At 70.0% G+C, this 19884-nt stretch carries 16 protein-coding genes; 10 read left to right on the top strand and 6 right to left on the bottom strand.

Going from position 1 to position 19884, the window contains the following annotated elements:
- Positions 1-150: 150 nt before the first annotated feature.
- Together ACRX5S_RS09350 and ACRX5S_RS09345 are read right to left on the bottom strand one after the other, a co-directional pair.
- Positions 151-945: a PhzF family phenazine biosynthesis protein gene (locus tag ACRX5S_RS09350; RefSeq protein ID WP_436772349.1), complete on the bottom strand. Its 795-nt coding sequence runs from the start codon at positions 943-945 to the stop codon at positions 151-153.
- A gap of 408 nt (positions 946-1353) precedes the next feature.
- Positions 1354-2952, bottom strand: a complete 1599-nt coding sequence (locus ACRX5S_RS09345; protein ID WP_436772348.1) for a COG1470 family protein — start codon at positions 2950-2952, stop codon at positions 1354-1356.
- A 236-nt stretch (positions 2953-3188) separates the two neighbouring features.
- Here ACRX5S_RS09345 and ACRX5S_RS09340 point away from each other — a divergent pair, with 236 nt between their 5' ends.
- From ACRX5S_RS09340 to ACRX5S_RS09325, 4 genes are all read left to right on the top strand, one after another.
- Positions 3189-3818: a response regulator transcription factor gene (locus ACRX5S_RS09340; RefSeq protein ID WP_436772347.1), complete on the top strand. Its 630-nt coding sequence runs from the start codon at positions 3189-3191 to the stop codon at positions 3816-3818.
- A 243-nt stretch (positions 3819-4061) separates the two neighbouring features.
- Entirely contained in the window at positions 4062-6446 is a 2385-nt protein-coding gene (locus tag ACRX5S_RS09335; protein ID WP_436772346.1) for a VWA domain-containing protein, read from the top strand.
- A complete protein-coding gene (locus tag ACRX5S_RS09330; RefSeq protein ID WP_436772345.1) occupies positions 6443-7144 on the top strand; it encodes a DUF4255 domain-containing protein in 702 nt (233 codons plus the stop codon). The genes ACRX5S_RS09335 and ACRX5S_RS09330 overlap by 4 nt, the downstream gene beginning before the upstream one ends.
- Positions 7141-9264, top strand: a complete 2124-nt coding sequence (locus ACRX5S_RS09325) for an ATP-binding protein (protein ID WP_436772344.1) — start codon at positions 7141-7143, stop codon at positions 9262-9264. The genes ACRX5S_RS09330 and ACRX5S_RS09325 overlap by 4 nt, the downstream gene beginning before the upstream one ends.
- On the opposite strand, the gene ACRX5S_RS09320 is transcribed toward ACRX5S_RS09325, so the two are convergent.
- From ACRX5S_RS09320 to ACRX5S_RS09305, 4 genes are all read right to left on the bottom strand, one after another.
- Positions 9240-9434, bottom strand: a complete 195-nt coding sequence (locus ACRX5S_RS09320) for a DUF397 domain-containing protein (RefSeq protein WP_436772343.1) — start codon at positions 9432-9434, stop codon at positions 9240-9242. The genes ACRX5S_RS09325 and ACRX5S_RS09320 overlap by 25 nt on opposite strands.
- Positions 9431-9802 (bottom strand): Scr1 family TA system antitoxin-like transcriptional regulator, encoded by a 372-nt coding sequence (locus ACRX5S_RS09315; protein ID WP_436772342.1) that lies wholly within the window; start codon positions 9800-9802, stop codon positions 9431-9433. The genes ACRX5S_RS09320 and ACRX5S_RS09315 overlap by 4 nt, the downstream gene beginning before the upstream one ends.
- Before the next feature lie 94 nt (positions 9803-9896).
- Complete coding sequence (locus ACRX5S_RS09310) at positions 9897-10439, bottom strand: SUKH-4 family immunity protein (RefSeq protein WP_436772341.1); 543 nt, start codon at positions 10437-10439, stop codon at positions 9897-9899.
- A 67-nt stretch (positions 10440-10506) separates the two neighbouring features.
- Positions 10507-14256, bottom strand: a complete 3750-nt coding sequence (locus ACRX5S_RS09305; RefSeq protein WP_436772340.1) for a hypothetical protein — start codon at positions 14254-14256, stop codon at positions 10507-10509.
- A gap of 297 nt (positions 14257-14553) precedes the next feature.
- On the opposite strand from ACRX5S_RS09305, the gene ACRX5S_RS09300 reads away from it, so the two are divergent.
- The 6 genes from ACRX5S_RS09300 to ACRX5S_RS09275 all read left to right on the top strand — a co-directional run bounded on the left by ACRX5S_RS09300 (position 14554) and on the right by ACRX5S_RS09275 (position 19882).
- Positions 14554-16107: a phage tail sheath family protein gene (locus ACRX5S_RS09300; RefSeq protein ID WP_436772339.1), complete on the top strand. Its 1554-nt coding sequence runs from the start codon at positions 14554-14556 to the stop codon at positions 16105-16107.
- Between the two features lie 47 nt (positions 16108-16154).
- The gene (locus ACRX5S_RS09295; protein ID WP_436772338.1) at positions 16155-16598 is read left to right on the top strand and encodes a phage tail protein; all 444 of its coding nucleotides are present in this window, start codon (positions 16155-16157) and stop codon (positions 16596-16598) included.
- Complete coding sequence (locus tag ACRX5S_RS09290; protein ID WP_436772337.1) at positions 16598-17077, top strand: hypothetical protein; 480 nt, start codon at positions 16598-16600, stop codon at positions 17075-17077. The genes ACRX5S_RS09295 and ACRX5S_RS09290 overlap by 1 nt, the downstream gene beginning before the upstream one ends.
- Entirely contained in the window at positions 17074-17217 is a 144-nt protein-coding gene (locus tag ACRX5S_RS09285) for a DUF6760 family protein (protein ID WP_436772336.1), read from the top strand. The genes ACRX5S_RS09290 and ACRX5S_RS09285 overlap by 4 nt, the downstream gene beginning before the upstream one ends.
- Before the next feature lie 63 nt (positions 17218-17280).
- On the top strand, positions 17281-19263 hold the full coding sequence (locus ACRX5S_RS09280; protein ID WP_436772335.1) for a hypothetical protein: 1983 nt from the start codon (positions 17281-17283) through the stop codon (positions 19261-19263).
- A gap of 187 nt (positions 19264-19450) precedes the next feature.
- Positions 19451-19882: a phage tail protein gene (locus ACRX5S_RS09275; protein WP_436772334.1), complete on the top strand. Its 432-nt coding sequence runs from the start codon at positions 19451-19453 to the stop codon at positions 19880-19882.
- Positions 19883-19884: the final 2 nt, after the last annotated feature.

Raw genomic sequence — 19884 nt, 5'->3', positions numbered from 1 at the left:
AAGCGCGATCGCTCCGACCTCTCCGACCTCTCCGACCGCTCCGCGGCGGGACGCGGCCAGAGCAGCGGGACGCGGCCCGAGCGGCGGGACGCAATCTCCCGACCGCGCCCGGTTCCTGCCGGGCCGTCAGCCCGTCCACCCGTCCGCTCGTCAGACGGCCAGTTCGCCGCGCAGCACCAGCACCGCGTCCCCTACCAGCGCGACGCGCTCCCCCAGTACCTCGACGTCCACCGCGCCGCCGCGCGGCGACAGTTGACGCGCGTTCAGCCGCGTCCGGCCGACCCTCGGCGCCCAGTAGGGGGCGAGCAGGCAGTGTGCCGACCCGGTCACCGGGTCCTCGGGGATCCCGACCGCGGGCGCGAACACACGGGACACGAAGTCCGCCTCGTCCTCGCCCGGCGCGGTCACCATGACGCAGCGGTACGGCAGGCGCGCGAGGGCGTCGAAGTCCGGCGAGGCGGCGCGTACCGCCTCCGCCGACGCGAGTTCGACCAGCAGGTCGCCGCCGCCCCCCGCCACCGCCGTGACCGGGACGCCGAGGATCTCCGGCAGCCCCGCGGGCTCGGGCACCTGCTGGGGCGGGATCATCGGGAAGTCGAGGGCGATGGCGCCCTCGGGCCGGCGGCGGGCGGAAAGGACGCCGCTGCGGGTCGCGAAGCGTACGTCCACCCCCGCAAGACCCTCGGTGAACAGCACGTGCGCGCTCGCCAGCGTCGCGTGGCCGCACAGGTCCACCTCGACGGCCGGGGTGAACCAGCGCAGATCCCAGTCGGCGCCCTCGCGCGTGCTCGGCACCAGGAAGGCGGTCTCCGCGTGCCGCATCTCGGCGGCGACGCTCTGCATCCACGTCGCGTCCTCGGCGTGCGCGGCGTCGGGCAGGCACACGCCCGCCGGGTTTCCGGAAAATGCGGTGTCGGTGAAGGCGTCGACCACGTAGATGCGCATGGCGCCCAACTGTAGGCGGTGCCGGCCCGGCGGGGACCGTGCGCGAGGGGCGGGCCGCGCCCCCTGGATGGCACCGCGCGCGACGGGTGGCGCCAGACCCTCCCCAAGGACGGACGACCCTGCCTGCGGGGGACGGGCGGGCCGGCGGGTTCGGGCTTCCCGAGCCGGCGCGGCGAGTTGTCTCCGCCCCCGGGCCCCCGCCCGGGCAACGGCTTCGCTCGCAGGCCCCGCCCGGGCAACGCTCACCCCACCGGACCGGCCATGGATCCCCTCATACCGACCCGAAAGATGACGACGGACTCCAGCGCGCCGTCCAAGCCGTCGCAGTGCTCCACAAAACCGCCGGGACAGGTAAACACCACCCCGACGCAGAACCCACCACGCCCCCGACCGGCCTTCTGCGACAACTCATGAGGTCGTCGGTCGGAGGACGCCGCCCAGGAGAAGGGATTCGACGCAGCCCGCGGGGGGCGGCGCGGCGACCGGGCGGCCCACCTGGGCGCAGTTGACGGTCATGGTCAGCGAGGCACCCTCGGTGACAACCACTGGCGTGACGAAGTGGTAGTCGAGGTCGCGGAAGTTCTCCAACGCCAGGCTCAGTATCGGGCGGTCCTGGTTCGCGATGACCAGGGTGCCCGCGTCGCCCTGGGGGTTCTGGACGACGAGGTCGGTGAGTTCGAGCGTTTGTCCGGCGGGGACCTCGTACGCCTGTGAGCTCGTGGACCCGCCGACGGCGTCCGAGACCTCCAGGCGCGCGCTGGTGGGCTTCGCCGACGCGGCGGGGTTCTGGGTGGCCCCCGGGCTCGTGCCGCCCGGCCCGCCCGGCGCGCCGGGCTGCGTCCCGGGGCCGCCGGGCTGCTGGCCGCCCGGTTGTTCGCCGGGGCGTCCGGTGGGCTGGTTGCCGCCCGAGCCGTTCGGGCCGGTGTTGCCGAGGCCGTCGCCGAGGCCGTTCGGCCCCGTGGTGCCGCCGCCTTCCGGGTTCAGCACCTTCTCCACCTCGCCGGGAACGGTGTCGCGCGCGGCGGAGCGCACGGTCGGACGCAGCACGCTGTACCAGAGGCCGACCAGGATGCCGGCGATGACGACCAGGGCCACCACCGCGCGCGGGAGCCAGCGCGGCATCAACGCCCGTTGCTCGAACGTCCCGTCGAGCAGGACCGGAGGCTGGGCGGGTGCGGGGCCGGTGCTTTCGGGCGTGCGCGGCGCGGGGACCGGTGCCGGGACCGGCGAGGCGAGCGGGGCGGGGGCGGGCGTCCCGGACGGGGGCGGTGCGGTGTCCGGGGGCGCGGAGGAAGCGGCCGGGGCTGCTTCCGGCGCGGAGGCGGCGGGCGAAGGGGCCGACGGGTCACCGGGTTTGGCCCCCGCGGCGGCGGCGTCGACGGCTGGCGTCGCGGTCGCCGTCCCCTGCGATGTGGCCACGGCGATCTGGAAGTTGTGCGTCTGCGGCGGCCCGAACCAGATGAGTTTGGCCGGACGTACGCTCACTTCGGTGAAGCCCGCGTGCCCCGGCGCGACGACCAGTTCGTCCTTGGCGAACCGCGGTTCCACTCGGCGGCTACCCGGCTGCGCGAGCATCTTCGTGGTCACCGGGGTGTTGCCGCGGTTGTCGACGGCGATGCGGTGCTTGCCCTTTCGGGCGGCGTGCGATGCCCTCGGGAGCAGTTCGGCGGTCACCTCGGTGAACGGCAGGACGGTCACGGTGCCCTCGGGCACCACCGCTCGATCCGGCTCGTTGGTCGGCACGACCCGGATCCCGTACGGCGCTTCGCCCGCGCGAATCCCCGACTCCCGTGGCGGGCGCAGGCGGACGGTGACGGTTTCCGCGGTTTCCGGGTACAGCGACACACGTTCCGGTTCCACCGTCATCCAGCGCGCGCACGGGCCCGTCACCTCGAAGCGGTATTCCTCGACGGTGCTGCCGGAGTTGCGGATCTGGAGGGGGACGTCGGCCGTGCCGCCGGGCTCGACCGAGACCGCCGGAGTGTCCAGGGTTGCCGTAGCACTCATGAACGGCACCGTAGGGGCGGGCCGGTGCCGCGGGCAGGAGTACCGCAGGAACACTTTCGGGCACCGACGATGCCCGTTGGGCCCTCCACCGTTGAGTGTTTGTTGACCGCCCGTGGAACACGTCTGGGCATACTGCGAGTCCGGAATCCGGTGGCGCGAGTCCGCTCTCCGGGGCGGCAGACGCTGCCCGAAAGGGCCGGGTCCGACGGGGAGTACGAGATCGACGGGAGGACGCTGTGGAGCGCATCACGGTGGGATTGCGGGCTCAGGATCCGGTGTTGGAGGCGGGTCTCGCCAGCCAGGTCCGGACCAGGCCGGAACTCGCCCTGCACAAGGAGGAGGAGCACGAGAACGAATCCGCCGTGGTGATCGTGGTGGTCGTGGACTGCGTCGACGACAACGCGCTGCGCGAACTGCGCAACGTCAAGCGCACGACATCCGCCCGCGTGGTGTTGGTGGCGTCGCACCTGGAGGACCAGCACCTCGTCAGCGCGGCGGAGTGCGGGGTCGCGGGGATCGTCCGGCGCACGGACGCGACCCCGGAGCGACTGACCAACGTGATCCGCGCGGTCGCGCGCGGCGAGGGCAGCGTCCCGGCGGACCTGCTCGGACGTCTCCTTGAGCAGGTCGGACGCCTCCAGGGGCAAGTGCTCGGGCCGCTCGGGCTCAACGTGAACGGGCTGGCCGAGCGGGAGATCGAGGTGTTGCGGCTGATCGCGGAGGGGTACGAGACGGCCGACATCGCGACGAAGCTGTCGTACTCCGAACGCACCATCAAGAACGTTCTGCACGGCGTCATTTCGCGGCTCCACCTGCGCAACCGCGCGCACGCTGTGGCGTATGCGCTGCGGCAGGGGCTGATCTAGTGCTGCGGCCGGGGAGGTTCGCCGGGCATTGGTGAACCTTTCCCGACCACGGCACCAGAGCCGCGGAGTTGCCCGTTGGGGCAGGGCGGCGTTCCCTCGGTGCTGTCCGGGGCCGCTGGGCGTCGGCCCGGTGGCGCGGCGAGGCTGTTGTGGTTGCACACCGAGCGCGGAGGGGGCACTGTGCGGCGGCTGGGTCTGGTTCGGTGGCTTCGGAGGCCCCGCCCGCAATCGCGGCTGCCCGGAATGCCGCGGCACCGGCCGTGGTCCGGCGGGCCGTTCGCGTACGCGACGTTCGCCACGCAGCGGTTCCGCAGCGAGGTGGCGGCGGTCGTCGTGATGGCGCTGGTCGCCGTCGGCGGCACCGCGGTGGGCGTCACGCTGACGCTCGGGATCGGCGCCCCGCACGGGGTTCCGGCGCCGGGGACGTCCGGGCCGACCACGCCCGGTGGCTCGCCGACCGGCGGAACACCGACCACCGGGCTGCCGACGACCGGGAGTCCGACCAGCGGCACGGGTACGCCCGGCACCAACACGCCCGGCACGCCGACGGGGACGTCCACGACCGGCGGGCCGACCACCGGGTCGCCGACGAGCGGCGTCCCCACGAGCGGTTCGCCGACGTCCGGTTCGCCCTCGCCGACCGGGACCGGCGGGCCGGTACCCCCGGACCCGCCCGCTCCGTCCGTCGTGCCCGGCGAGGTGAACCTGCCGCTGGCGCCCGGGAGTTCGACGGTCGTGGACAAGAAGGTGCGGACCCCCGTCATTCCGCCGCGTCCCGACGTCGTCCTGCTGGTCGACGGCACCGGGAGCATGGAGCCGTCGATCGAAGACGTGCGCAAGGACATCGACACGATCACCGGCAGAGTCCGGGAGGGCCAGCCGGATTCGCGGTTCGCGGTCGCGACGTACGGGGACCAGGCCGTGGACGGCGAGCGCGTGTTCCAGTTGCTCCAGCCGCTGACGTACGACCTGGACAAGGTCCGCGAAGGTGTCGGGAAACTCGACTCGGCGCTCGGCGAGTACAGCAAGGGCCCGGCGGAGGACTGGATCAACGCGGTCTGGCAGATCTCCCAGGGAGCGGGCGGCGGCACGCAGTTCCGCCCCGGGTCGAGCCCGATCATCGTGATCGTCGGGGACGCGTCCAGCCATGACCCCAGCAAGGGCCACACATTGGCCGACGCCACCCGGGCCGCCAAGGAGCGCGGCATCAGGGTCATCGCGGTCGATGTGGCCACCTCGATCGGCGACGGCCTGAACGGCAACGGCGACAACGGCAAGGGCTACCCGGCCGAGGGAGACGAGGAAGGCGAACTGCACGAGCCGAACCAGGCCACCAAGTTGGTCAACGCCACCAACGGGCGGCTGTTCCAGGGCATCGACCCCGACAAGGTGGCCGACACGATCGCGGACGGTCTGGCGAACCTGCCGACCACCGTGGGGTATCGCCTGGTCGACTGCCCGCCCTCGGTGTCCGTTTCGATGGCCCCGCCGACGCGCACCGTGACCAGCGGCGAGGACGCGCTGTTCAAGGAAACCGTCACGGTCTCCGGCGACGCTCCGCAGGGCGCCACGCTCACGTGCCGGGTGCAGTTCATCCTCGGGGCCGAGACCCCCGACCAGCGCGTGGTCGGTCCCGGCGACGACGGCGACGAACGGCTGCGGCAGACGATCACGATCCCGGTGCGGGACGTGACGGCACCTGTCGTGACCGTGGACGACCGCAACGCGCGTGCGCCGTTCGACCAGCCCGGCGCGCGAATCGACTACGTGGCCACGGCAGTCGACTCGGTCGGCGGGGCGCTTCCGGTGGTCTGCGCCCCTCCGTCCGGCACGGTGTTCCCGGTCGGCACGACGACGGTGGTGTGCACGGCGACGGACTCGTCCGGCAACACCGGCAGCGACAGCGCGACGTTCACCGTCACGCAGTTGCCCCCGCCGCCCGCGCCGCCGCCCCCGCCTTCGGCCGACGTCGCGGTCACCGTGACGGCCGCGCCGGTACCGGGCTACACCGGTACTCCGGTCACCGCGCGCTACACCGTGACCAATGCCGGGCCGGACACCGCGACCGGGATCGTGGTGTCGGGCGGCCCGCCGCCGGTGACCGCGCCGGGGCAGCGGGATGTACGCGCGCAGTCGGCGTGCACGAGCCGCAACCCGTGCTCGCTCGCGCCGGGCGGCCGGCTGGAGGTCGTCCAGGAGCTGGTCTACACGGGGCCGGTGCGGGAAGGGACGCTGCGCGCGGGGGTGGCGTCCGCGCTGCCGGACCCGCGTACCGCGAACAACACGGCGACGACGCTCATCACCGTTCTCCAGCCGGTGCTGACGGTCTCGCCCGCGGTGGCGGCGGTCGGCCAGGTCGTGCAGGTGCGCGGCGTCGACTTCCCGCCCGGCACGGTGCTGTCCTTCGGCTGGGACGTCGGCATCACGGCGAACGCGCAGCCGACGGTGGTGCCCACCGCCGGGTCCTTCGACGCGCAGGTGTTGATCCTGCCGAAGGACCGGGTGGGGCCACGGCAGTTGCTGGTGGGTCGGCCGGGCGGCGCGCCTCCGGCTCGGGTGCCGGTCCTGGTGGTTCCGCGCAACGAGCAACCGCCGGAGCTGGGCGGCTCTTTGGTGGCGGGCCCATGATCCACGAGGTCGATGACGTTCTGCGGGCACTGCTGCGCGCCGAGGCACTGGACCGCACTTCGGTGACGGTCGTGTTCGAGGCGCCGACCCGCGACTGGGCGGCGAAGGTCAACGCGCCGACGGTGAACCTGTATCTGTACGACATCCGGGAGGACCTGCGACGGCGCGAGCGCGGTCTCTACAACGAATACGACGACGCGGGTGTGGTGATCGCGCGGCGACGTCCCCCTCGCTACTTCAAGCTGTCGTACCTGCTGACCGCGTGGACGAAGCGGCCGGAGGACGAACACCGGTTGTTGTCGGAGCTGTTGGTCTGCCTGCTGCGGTACGAGGCACTTCCGTCGGAGCGGTTGGGCGGGGAGCTGGGGGAACTCGGGGTGCCCGTCCCCCTGTCGACGGCTCTGCCGCCGCCGGAGGACCGGTCGTTTGCGGACGTGTGGAGTGCGCTGGGCGGCGAACTGAAGCCGTCGCTGGACGTGGTGGTGAGCGTGCCGTTCACCGCGTCGCCGCGCTACGCGGCCGGACCGCCCACCGAGGACGGGCTGCAACTGCACCTCGACGGCTTCGAGCCGCCGCCGCGGCCGGACCCGGCACTTGCGGCTCGATCTGCCGAAAAGCCGGTCTACGGACGACCGGACCGCGAACTCGCACGGCGGGCGATGACGCGGCGTTCCGGGCCGAGGGACGGGGGCGCATGAACGACGCGGACTTCGAGCAGTTCGCCGGCTCCGAACTTCCGCCCGACGTTGATGACTTCGCTGGTGAACCCGGTATCGATTCCGATACCGGGCTCCACCATCTCCTCGCCCGCATCGTCCTGATCGAGGCGCACGTGCGGCGCGAGGTGGAGCGGCGCCAGGCCGACGACCCGGATCCGGACGACGCGTTCCGCGGCCTGTACTTGACGGACGAGGCGGTCCGGCGGCTGCTCGACGCGCGGCGGACGCCCGCGGTGCCGTACGCCGCGGACGCCGAACGCCTGGCCGCCATCGAGGAGTGCGCCTCGGACTCCCGGCTGCGGCGGCTCGTCCGCGACTTCGCGCTCACGCCGCTCGACGTCGAGATCCTGCTCATCAGCCTGCTGCCGGATCTGGACGAGCGCTTCGAGTCGTTCTACGGGTACCTCAACGACGACGTGACCCGGCGACGCCCGTCCATCGGCCTGGCGCTGACGCTGTGCGGCATCTCCGCGGCGGACGCCACCGCGCGGGCGCGTCTTAACGCCCCTGCTCCACTGCGGCATTGCCACCTCCTCACCGTCGAGGATCCGGAACGCCCCTTCCTCACCCGGGCGTTGCGGGTCCCGGACCGGGTGGCCTCGCACCTGCTGGGCGACGATGCCCCCGACCCGCGCCTGATCGGCCTGCTGGCCGACTGGGCGGGACCGGGTGAGGTCGGCGACCCGGCGCCGCTGGCACGCGGGTTCGCGTCCGGTGCGACGCTGGCGTACCTCCGCGAGGACCAGGGCAGCGCGGGTGCCGCGCTCGCCATCCAGTCGCTCACCGCGGCAGGTTTCGGTGCCCTGTGCCTCGACCTGGACGCCCTCGCCCGCGATCCGGACCACCGCGGGGCCATCCACGCGGCCGTACGGGAAGCCCGGCTCACCCACGCGGGCCTCGTCTGCGCGCCCGTCGACGCACTCACCCGCGAACACGCCACGGTACTGCGGCACTTGACGGACGCTCCGGACGTACCTGTCGCACTGATCGGCCGAGTCCCGTGGGATGCCACGTGGTCGGCCCGCCCGCCGCTGCTCCTCTCGGCACCCCGCGTACCCCCCACCGGCCGGGCCGCCCTGTGGCACAGCGCCTATCCATCTCCCGCCCCGCCGACCCTCGACATCGAACAAGCCCTGGCGCCCTTCCTCCTGACACCCGCTCAGGTCGCAGCGGGCGCCCGGGCGGCGGCGCAGCAGTCACTCGTCGACGGCGGAGTTCTCACCCTCGACCACGTACGCCAAGGCGCCCGCGCCCAAAACGCCGCCGGCCTGGACCGCCTCGCGCGGCGTATCTCCCCCGAGGTGACCTGGGACGACCTCGTCCTGCCACGCGGTACGAAGGACCAGCTCCACGAACTCTCCGCGCGCGCCCGACACCGCGACCGCGTGTTGGGGGACTGGAGCATGCGCCCCGGCGGTGGCCGGGGCAGGGGCGTCGCCGCCCTCTTCGCCGGGGACTCAGGGACGGGAAAAACCATGTCCGCCGAGGTCATCGCGGCCGATCTGGGCCTGGACCTCTACACGGTCGACCTGGCGACGGTCATCGACAAGTACGTAGGCGAGACCGAGAAGAACCTCGAACGCATCTTCTCCGAAGCCGCAGGCGTCAACGGCGTCCTGCTGTTCGACGAAGCCGACGCCATCTTCGGCAAGCGCTCAGAGGTCAAGGATGCCCACGACCGATACGCGAACGTGGAAAGCGCGTATCTCCTCCAGCGCATGGAGTCGTTCGACGGCCTGGCGATCCTCGCCACGAACCTGCGCGCCAACCTGGACGACGCCTTCACGCGCCGCCTTGACCTCGTGGTCGACTTCCCCGTCCCGGACGAGGACGGCCGCCGCGACCTGTGGGACCGCTGCCTAGGGCCCGTGCTCCCCCGAGCCACCGACCTCGACCTGGACTTCTGCGCCAAGTCGTTCGAGTTGGCCGGAGGCAACATCCGCGCCATCGCCGTCACGGCGGCCTACCTGGCTGCCGCGGCCAACACCCCGGTCACCATGCCCCACCTGATCCACGCCATCCAGAGGGAGTACCAGAAGCTGGGCCGCCTGACCCTCCCTCACGAATTCGGCCCCTACATCGACCTGTTGGCTGACTGATCCCTCAGTCCCTCCAACAGCCCCACAAACGCCCGGGCCTCAAGCTCCAGACGCCCCCGGCCAGGATCCTTGGAGTCCCGAACCCCGATCCGACCCCCTAGATCAGCGAGTTCCACGCACGCGTCGTCATTGAGTCCGCCGCTGTAGGGGCTCTTACGCCATTCAGTCACTCGTAGCTCCTCATCGTCTGCTCGATCAAGGCTTTGGAATCCATCCGGGACAGTGCCACCGCCCCGATCTCGTCGAACCGGAGGTCCAGAACACCGGATTCGTCACCGGCCTCGATCAAGCGACCGGCAACCTGGGCCACGGCGTACGCGACGTCCCGCCCACTGATCGTCAGCACCTGGAAGTGGCCGTCATGGCCTGGGTACCAGCCCGCGGACCTGGGGACGACGCGAACGCAGACACGCTCCGTTCCCGCGAGTTCGAGCAGGTAGGCGAGCTGCCCGGCCATCACCTCCCGACCGCCGACGACGTTCTCCAAGACCTCCTGGTCCAAGAGCAGCCAGAGATATGGCGGTTCCCGGCGCTTCAAAACCTCCTACCTCGTCACCCTGGCCCGCGTCGCACTCTCGACTTCCGACCTGCGCCCAGCGGCGATCACGATGGCTTGCGCATAGTCCGCTGGGTCAGTCCGCGTCGGGATCCATGACAAGCTCCAGGATCGTGGGCCATGGGGAGAGTTCCCCCATCACCGGCGGGTCCAGCTCGCGGAGGCGCTCGGCTGCGATCCGCAGGTGGGCCTCCATATCCCCGTCCCGCTCGAATCGGCGGCGTTCGAGTTCGATCTCGTACAAGAATTCTACGAATTTATAGAGATCTGAGTTGATGACCGGCGGAATTACCTGCGGCCGCGCAAGGATCGCCAGCTTCACCTCACCGCCAACAGCATCGAAACACGCGCTCCCGGCACCGAACGAACCCAACCTGACAAGGTTTTCATAGTGCTCGGGAACCTCCTTCCCGGAGCGCTCCAGAATATCCGAGAGCCACGGGAATGAAACCACCTCGGAATTGATCAAAACCGTGTTCAAAATTCCCGGAGGCAGGCCGATTTCCGTCATGACACGCCGAGCACTCTCCGAAACCACCCGAGCCGGCACCGCTGAAGGGTCGGCGATCCGGATACGCGTGGTGCCGAAGGTCTGCTTGAGATCTTCGGTGGTGACCATGGTGCACCTGCCCTTTCCGCACTTCTCTGTTGTCCATTGCGTTGTCCGCACCGCCCGGGGGCACGGACTACGTCACCTTGACCGACTTGAGCCAAGCGTTGGCGTCGTTCACCGCCTCATCGACCGCATCCGATCGGTCGCGCATCTCCTGCTTGAAGTCCTCGTCCTGCTTGTTGATGTCCACCATATCCGGATGTGTGAAATCCCCGCCGGGCTTGTCGTATTCGAACCCGCGTACCTCGATTCCCTTGTCCCGCAGGATCGTAAGACCCACCATCCCGGCCTCGCGCCTGGTGGTGACCCGCTTCCACTCACCGTCATTCGGCAGGCTGTCCGAATCGGCCTGTGTATACCCGGAGTGCCGGTCCTTCTCGCCCTTGGTCGTCACCTCCAACGCATCAACGATCTCCGACACCTTGAACGTCCTCGGGTGGCGGTCCTCGATCTCCTTGGGATAGTTGTGCTGCCCCTGGTAGACCTGCTGGGCAACCACAATGAACTCCACATCGACAGCCGATTCTTTGAGCAGGTCATAGTACTGCGCGATGTAGTCGGCACAGTTTGTGCACGGTGTTTTCGAGACGTGCACCTCAACCTTTACGGCCGTTTCCGTCTTCTTCGCATACTTCTCCCAATCCTTGCTGAAGATAGTGATTACATGTTCTTCCGCATGCGCCTCTTCAAAGGTGCCGGTGTTCTTGAGAACCGTCTTCCGTTTTTCGCCGCTGCTCATCTTCCGTGTGAATCTGTCGTCGGTTTCGGCGTCCGTAAAGTAGGTCAGGTAGCCCCGCGACCACGTGACCGGCCTGATGTACTCCTTTTTCTTCTCCTCCTTCTCCTCATCCGTGTCCGTATCCTTGGACTTGTCCTTCCAGCTCTTCAGCTCCTTCGGATCCCAGGGTTTCGGGGCCTCGACCGCCCGGTCGCCGACAACGAAATTCAGGTCCTCTTTGCTCTTGCTCTCAGGGTTGACCTTGGCCTGGACCGCAAATCCGTCGTGGCCGCCGACGATCTCCAGACTCTTGAGGCCTTTCGGCGCCCACTTGTCCTTTACCCGGCGCAGAACGGGTTCGACCTGATCCTTGGACACGCCCTGGGCAAGTTTTGCGCGAGCTTCCCGTGCCGCGCGATCGGCCACCTTCTTGAGGTCCTTGGCCTTCTTTTCGTCGTTTTTCCGGTTTTTGTCCTTCTGACGGTCCTTCCTCTGGCCCTGGTCCTCGTCCTTGTTGTTCTTGTCGCGGCCCCTCCTGTCCTTGCCCTTTTCCTTCCGGTCCTTCCTGTTCTTGTCCTTGCCCTTGAGCTTGGACTTCATCTTGTTCCAGATCTTCTTGCCGGCGGCGGCTATTTTGTCGATTACCTTGTCGATGGCGCGGTTCACCGGCTTCGACAGGGACTGGACGGCGCTTTTCACCTTGTTGGCGAGGCCGCCTACGCCCAGGAGGGCGGCCAGGACGCCGATGAGGACGGGGATGCTCTTGGCCAGGGCGTTCTCGACCAGGCCGGGGACGCCGCCGCCGGCGCCGTCGGCTATGGCTATTACGGCGTCCAGGACGGTGTTGACGAACTCGATGATCTGGGCGCCCTGGGTCACGATGAAGGTGACGATGTCGATGATCGCCTTCACGGCCTTGATGAAGGCGGAGGCCGGGTTGAAGAGGGATATGACCCAGGTGATTCCGGCGATCAGGACGGTGGGGATCAGGAAGGAGGAGATCTTCTCCAGAAGGGTGGCTTTGAGGTCGCCTACGTCGGCGGCTATTTCGTCCACCGCGCCGGCCGGGCCCTCCTTGGCCAGCGCCGCGGCCACCGGAACGGAGGTCTCCACCGCGCTCATCGCCTCGTCGGGGACGCCCTTGCGCATGATGCGGGATTTGAGGTTCTCCCAGGTGAGGCCGAGGAGGGAGGCGATGAGCTGGATGATGCCCTTCAGGTCGAACTTGGCGGGGATCTCGATGCCCGCGCTGGCGGAGACGCCGAGGAGCCAGGAGACGAGGCCCTTCTTGAGGTGGCTCCCGATGTTCTGCATGAACTGCTTGAGGCCGTCGCCGACCGCGGAGACGAGGTTCTTGAGGAAGCCGATCGGGTCCTTGATGATCTTCATGACCGCGCTCGCGGCCTTGGCGAGGACGCCGAGGAGCATGTCCTTGAGTTCGAGGATGGTCTTGATGGCGCCGACGACGGCGTCCTTGACCTTGTCCCAGAGCCCCTTGTTCTCCTCCTGGAGCTTCTTGATCTCCTCGTCGATCTTGTTCAGCGCGTCGGTGTACTTCTGGGCGAGGTCGGTGACGAGCTGCTGGGACTTCTCGTCCACCTGGGTTTCGAGGTCGTCGAACTTCCCGGCGAAGTCCTTGGCGGCCTCCTCGCCGAACTTCTTGAGGTCGGCCGGGAGTTTGTCGACCTCGGCCTTCAGCTCCTGACGCCCCTGGGCGATGCGGTCCTTGGCCTTGCCGAGTTCGACGCCGATGACGTCCGCGACGTCGGAGATGACGCCCTGCATCTTGGAGACGTAGAGCTTGCGTGACTCCGTGAAGATTTCGTTGGCCTCGGCCGGCATGCCGAGGAGTTTGTCCTTGGCCCATTTGAGCTTGCCGGTGAAGCCCGAATAGCGCTTGTCCTTGTACGCCTTCATCCGCTTCTTGTGATCGGCGGTGAACGCGTCGCGGGCCTCCTTCTCGCCCGCGGTGAACTTGTCGTCGACGAGCTTGTCGAGGCCGGAAAGGGTGGATTCGACATCCTTCTTCGCGGCGTCGAAGACCTTCTGGAGTTTCGCGGTGACCTGGGCGCGCTGCTGCTCGTCCTTCGACTTGGTCTCGCCCTTGCCGCCGTCGACCGCCTTTCCGGCCTGCTGCCGGGTCGCGGTCAGCTTCTCCATGGCCTGCGTGCCCGCCACCGCGGCGCCTTCCTTTGCGGCGTCGCGTTCCTTCTCCTCGGCGGTACGCGCCTGACCGGGCGCCTTCGAGGAGTGCTTCTCGCCCTCCTTCTTCGCCGCGACGGCGTCGTCGAACTGCGGTTCGTTGCCCTTCTTGAGCTGGTCCTCGGTGACCTCCGCGTCGGCCATCTCCTGGTCGGTGGCCTTCTTCTCCTCGGAGAAGTCGGTGACCTCCGCGGGCTGCTTGTCCGGGACGGCTCCCGCTGGGTCCGGCGCCCCGGGATTGGCCGGCGCCTGGTCCGGCGCCATCGGGGTGACCTTCTTCTCCTTGGCCTTGGACGTGTCCGGCGCGGCCTTGGTGGTGGTCTCGATGTCCTTGGCGGACTGCTCCTTGCCCTGGCCGACCTGGCCGTCGACCTCGCCCTTGACCTTGTCGGCCTTGTCGGAGTCGGAGAACTTGTCGGCCTCGTCGAGGTTCTTCGGGGCCTGCTTGGCAATCGCCTCGTTGACGGCCTTGACGAACGCCGCCTTGTCGAACTCCCCGGGCTTGGCCGCGTTCATCTTCTCGGCCTGGGCCGCCTTGCCCTGTGCCTCCTTGTCGTCCGGCGGAGCGACCGCCGCGTCCTGGGACGACTTGGACTCTGTCGCCGCCGGGCGGTGCGTCTCGACATGGCGCTTCTTGGCGGCAACTTGCTTCTGTGTCTTGGCGAAGCCGGGGGCGCGCGCGGGCGGCGGCTTGACGACCGACGCGTACCTCTGCGCGACCAGGCCCGCCACCGCCCTGTTCCCCGCGCCGCCGGACGCCAGGCGCTGTACGCTGCGCCGGTCCAGGCGCGGGGCCGCGCGGACCGGCTCGGCGGCCGTGTCGCCGGCGGGTTCGGGGCGGGAGGCGGCAGGCGGGTGTCCGTCCCGGGCGGGCGTCCCCCGGTCCTCGTGCGGTGCCTTCACGCACGTACCCGCTCATCGCCGGCGCACATGGCTCCACGCTGCAAGGCGGCGGCCCGGAGCGGCCAGACCGCATGGGCACACGTACGGGCACTCTTCGCTGCCCGCGCCTCCCACACGACCCGCGCGGCGGCCTGCCCGACTGCTCCGGTTCCCGGCGCGGCCTGCCTGTTCGGGCAGATCACGGTGTCCGGGCGGGCGGTCGCCACGACGTTCCCCGGGCGGCCGCCCGCCGGTGACAATCCAACTCGGCCATGGCCTCGGTGGGGGCAGCGGGAAGGCAGGGAGGGAAGACAGCACATGCCGTCGTATCTGTCACCGGGCGTGTACATCGAGGAGATGGAGTCCGGCTCGCGGCCTATCGAGGGCGTGGGCACCTCGGTCGCGGCGTTCATCGGCTTCGCGGAGCGCGGCCCGGTCAACGAACCGGTGCTGGTCACCAACTGGAGCCAATTCACCGCCGCCTTCGGCGACTTCGTCGAGGGGACGTACCTCGCGTCCGCGGTGTACGGGTTCTTCGCCAACGGCGGCGGCATCTGCTACGTCATCCGAATAGGCGCGCAGTCCGTCACCGACGGCAAGACCCCGGCCGGCGGCGCGGGTTCCGGGGACGCCTCCCCCGAGTCGGCCGCGCAGGCGCAACTCGGCGCGTACCGCGTGCGGGCGTTGCCCGGGGTGACCGGGGCCGTCACCGTCGAGGTGGGCGACGCCGAGGGCGAGAGCCCGCCGCAGGACGCCTTCCGGCTCGTGGTGCGCAGGGACGGCGAGGTCGTCGAAACGTATCCGGCCGTTACCGCGCGCAAGGGCAAGGACAACGTCGCCACCCAGGTCAACGCCCGGTCACAGGTGATCGCGCTGGACGACCCGCGCGGCTCCGGGGTGCAGCGGCCCGCCGCGCAGACCGTCGCCCTCGCGCCGCCGCCCGGCTCCGGCGAACTCGCGCCGCTGTCGGCCGAGGACTACATCGGGGACGCCGACCGCCGCACCGGCTTCGGCGGTCTGGAGGCGGTCGACGAGGTCACCATGGTGGCCGCCCCGGACCTGATGAGCGCGTACGAGAGCGGCGCGATCGACCTGGAGACGGTCACCGCCGTACAGCAAGGTCTCGTCACACACTGCGAGTTGATGGGCGACCGCATCGCGATCCTCGACCCGCCGCCCGCGCTGAGCCCGCAGCAACTCAAGGGCTGGCGCACGGACATCGGCGGCTTCGACTCGAAGTACGCGGCGCTGTACTACCCGTGGATCAAGGTCCTCGACCCCTCGACCGGACGCAACGTCACCGTCCCGCCCAGCGGCCACATGGCGGGCGTCTGGGCACGCAACGACACCACCCGCGGTGTGCACAAGGCGCCCGCGAACGAGGTGGTGCGTGGCGCCGTCGCCCTCGCCACCGGGCTGACCAAGGGCGAGCACGACCTGCTCAACCCGATCGGGGTCAACTGCATCCGGGCGTTCCCGGGCCGCGGCATCCGCGTGTGGGGCGCGCGCACCCTCTCCGGCGACGCCGCATGGCGCTACCTGAACGTGCGCAGGCTCTTCAACTACCTGGAGGAGTCGATCCTCAACGGCACGCAGTGGGTGGTGTTCGAGCCGAACGACGACGCGCTGTGGGCCCGCGTCCGGCGCACGATCTCCGCGTTCCTGGTCAACGAGTGGCGCAAGGGCGCGCTGTTCGGGCTCACCCCGGACGAGGCGTTCTACGTCAAGTGCGACCGCGAGACGAACCCGCCGGAGAGCATCGACGCCGGGCAGGTCGTCTGCGAGATCGGGGTCGCCCCGGTGAAGCCCGCCGAGTTCGTGGTCTTCCGGCTCGCCCAACTGTCCGGCGGCACCGGCGGAATCGACGAGTAGCCCCGGACGGGCCGGCCCGGACACGATAAGCGAAGGAGACGAGCAGGATGCCTCTTCCCGATCTCGACAGCTCTGTGGGCCACGCGTTCGGCCTGGAGTTCGACAGCGTCCTCATCCGGCAGATCACCGAGGTGAGCGGCCTGAAGATGGAGCAGGACGTCATCGAGCTCAAGCAGAACACGGTGGACGGCAAGTACGCGATCAAGAAGCTTCCCGGCCGCCCCAAGGCCGGCGAAGTCACCGTCAGCCGCGGCCTCACCGAGGACACCAGCTTCGAACGCTGGGTCCGGGACTCGCGGTTCGGCCGCATGAACGGCGCCCGCCGCAACGGCACCATCATCGTGTTCGACTACGAGGGTCTCCCGATCAAGCGCTACAAGCTGATCAACGCCTGGCCGAAGTCGCTGGAGATCAGCACGTTGAAGGCGGGCGACACCTCGGTCATCACCGAGAAGCTGGTGATCACGTACGAGAGCATGGAGGTCGAGTAGTGCGGCGCACCATCAGCGCCGCCGCTCGCCCCGACGCCGAGGCGGAGCCGGACGCGCACGCGGTGGCCGGCGCACCCCCCTCTGCCGCTCCGGGCGGCCAACCCCGGTCCCTGCGCACCGAGTTCGACTTCGAGCTGCCGCGCGGGTACGTCGACGACCGCGGCGTCGTGCACCGCACCGGCACGATGCGGCTGGCCACCGCGCGGGACGAGCTGGTGCCGCTGCGGGACGACCGGGTGCGGGAGAACCCGGCGTACCTGTCGGTGGTGCTGATCTCGCGGGTGCTGACCCGGCTCGGCACGATCGACGAGGTGCACCCGGGGATCGTCGAGGACCTGTTCGCCTCGGACCTCGCGTTCCTCCAGGACTTCTACCGGCGCGTCAACGCGGAGGGCCACACCCGGGCCGCGGTCACCTGCCCGTCCTGCCAGGAGGGCTTCGTGGTGGACCTCGCCGGTGGTCGCCTGGGGGAATCGTGACGTACGCGCCCGACCGGATCCACGAGGAGGTCGCGTACCTCGCCTACCACTTCCACTGGTCGTTGGACGACCTGCTGGACCTCGAACACGCCGACCGGCTCACGTACGTCGCCCAGGTCGCTCGGTTGAACTCGCAGTAGCGGAGCCCCTGTCGGGGTGTGGCGACGGAAGTCGAAGGTGAGCCGGACGTCGGGGAGGTGCGTATGGGACTGCTGTCGTGGTGGCGCGAACGCGGGCAGTCCGCGGCCGACGCGGGCGGGTCGGCAGCCGACGCGGGCGGATCAGCGACCGATGCGGGCGGATCGGCCGCCGCGCCCGTCGAGACCACGCCTCCGGTCCGCGAGACGCCCGCCTGGACACGCCTGCCCCCGCTGCAACGCACCCTCGAAACACCCGCCGTGACCATCGATCCAACCGGGTTCCAGGGGTCCTTGACGACGCGTCAGGACACCGCACTGGGCACACCGCTCGGACATCTGGTGGATCCCGAGGCGCCGTCGGGTCTGGGACACGGCATCATCTCGGCCGCCGATCGGGTCCCGAACCCCGATACCGCTTCGACCTCTTCGCCGTCCGACCCGTCGTCATCGGTGCAGCGCAATATCGCCTTCCCGGCACCGCCCGCGACTTCGGACGCCCCGACCGTCACGACGGTCCCCCTGCAACGCGCGACGCCGAGCACGATGATCGAGTCGACGCACCTGGACGCCGGACCGGCGCAGGAGGTGCCGTACGCGCCCGCTCCGGACGGCGGATTCGACCCGGCGCCGCGCGGTGGAGGGGACGCCCCTCCCCCGCCGCCGTCGGTGCAGACCGCACTCCCGGTCCAGGAGAACGCTTCTGAGCCGGCGGCCGACCCCGGCGGCGACGCGGCCCCGGCCGTGAGCCCGGAGGAACCGTCCACCTCCATACCCCCGGCCATGCCGGTGCAGCGGACCCGGCGCGGCGGCGCCACGGATTCGCACCCGAACGTCGACAGTGCCTCGATGACGTTCCGCCCGGGGCAGCATGTAGGCCGCATGCCGCTCGGCTTCGGCGAACCACTCTCCGAGCTCCCGCCCACCGCACAGCGCTCAGCCGCCGCCCGGAGCGGTCCCGACGCTCCCTTGCCCGTCCCCGCATCCACCCCCACGGACGCGGGGACGCCCGACGTCGCGCACGCCGGTGGCAGCGAGCCGGTGCAGCCGTCCGAACCGCTGCCGGTCGCACCGCTGCTGGGCGACAGCCCGGTTTCGGTGGCCTCTACCGGCGGAGAGTCCGCAGTGGATCCACCGAGCACGGACACGGCCGACGTTCAGCGAGCCGTATCCATGCCCGGACGCCCTGACGCGTCGGACTCCGCGTCCGGTACGCGCCCGTCCTCCGACGTGACGCGGTCGATGGCGGTGTCACTGCCGCCGCCGATGCTTCCGCCCGTATCCCCGCTCCCCGTGGCGCCGTTGGTCGCCCAGCGCAGCGTGCCGCTGTACTCGGGGCTGGAGATCCCCTCGGCATCGACGGGGGGTGGGACCAACATGACCGGCAACGGCAGTTCGGCGCGCCAGGACGCCCCTGCCGTGGTCCCGGTGCGCTGGGAGACGGCCCAGGCGAACAAGGCGCCACAGGTTCAGCGTTCGGCCTCGGGGCAGGGCAAGGCAAGTACACCTCAGGCCAGTTGGCCACCGGCGGCCGGCGCAGCCGTCGCACCCACACCGCCTGCCTTCACCACCGTGCAGCGCTCGCTCGGAACCGCCCCATCCCCCGGGGGCTTCACGCACGCCGGAGACGCCGCCATCGCCGCAGGCGTCGGGCGCCGAGCGGCCGACGGGTCGGTGGTGTTCGACCACCTGTCGGTGCAGCGCGAGGAGGAAGGCGAGGTCGGCGTCGATCCCGAACCGCCGGAGGTACCAGTGGTGTTCGATGCCGACGACCCATCCGGCTCCGGCAACACGCAGCCGCCGGCCGGGTCCCCGCCCGAAGGGCCGGGAACACCGGGCGACTCGGGCGCGGCACCGGGGAACCAGGACGACAGCCCCGACGGCACCCGCGGTTCCGAATCCGGCACCGGACCGCCCGGGGACGGCAAACCTCCGGTCGTCACGGACGAGTTGGTCCGCGCCCTCTACCCGCCGCTGAGCCGCATGCTGCGCGCCGACCTCCGCCTGGAGCGCGAACGCGCCGGATTCCTGATCGACACCAGACACTGACCGTCCCTGACCACCCGAGAGCCGGAGCCACACCAGCCGGAACCACCCAAGCCGAGCCACCGCAAGCCCCGGCCCCACAAGCCCCGGCCCCACAAGCTCAGACCCCGCAGGTCCAGCCCCCGCAAGTCCAGCCCCCGCAAACCGAAACCCGAGAAGCCCAGACCTCGCAAGCCCAGAGAGGGACGCCATGTCCGTCACCGATGATCCCGCGGTCAGCGTCTGCTTCGTCGTCACGATCGACGGAATCGAACTGGGGTCGTTCAACACCTGCGAAGGGCTCGGGTGCGAGGTCGTGCTCGAACAGCGCGAGGAGGGCGGGAACAACGGCCACGTCTGGCAGTTGCCCACCCGGCTGAAGTACTCCAAGGTCAAGCTGTCGCGTCCGCTCACCCGGGAGACCGAAAAGGTCGCGCGGTGGTTCGCCAGCATGACGACCGGGTTCAAGCGCCGGACCGCGCACATCGAGGCCCGCACCGGCGACGGCCGAACGGTCGCCCGCTGGGGGCTGTTGGAGGTCATCCCGGTCAAGTGGACCGGCCCGACCTTCAATCCGGAGTCGCCGAAGGTCGCCATCGAGACCATCGAAATCGTGCACCACGGCTACGTGATGGGGGGCTGAAC

Origin of the sequence: Yinghuangia sp. YIM S09857 (assembly GCF_051388915.1) — a bacterium.
GTDB lineage: Bacteria > Actinomycetota > Actinomycetes > Streptomycetales > Streptomycetaceae > Yinghuangia.
This window is presented reverse-complemented; position numbering and strand designations above follow the sequence as displayed.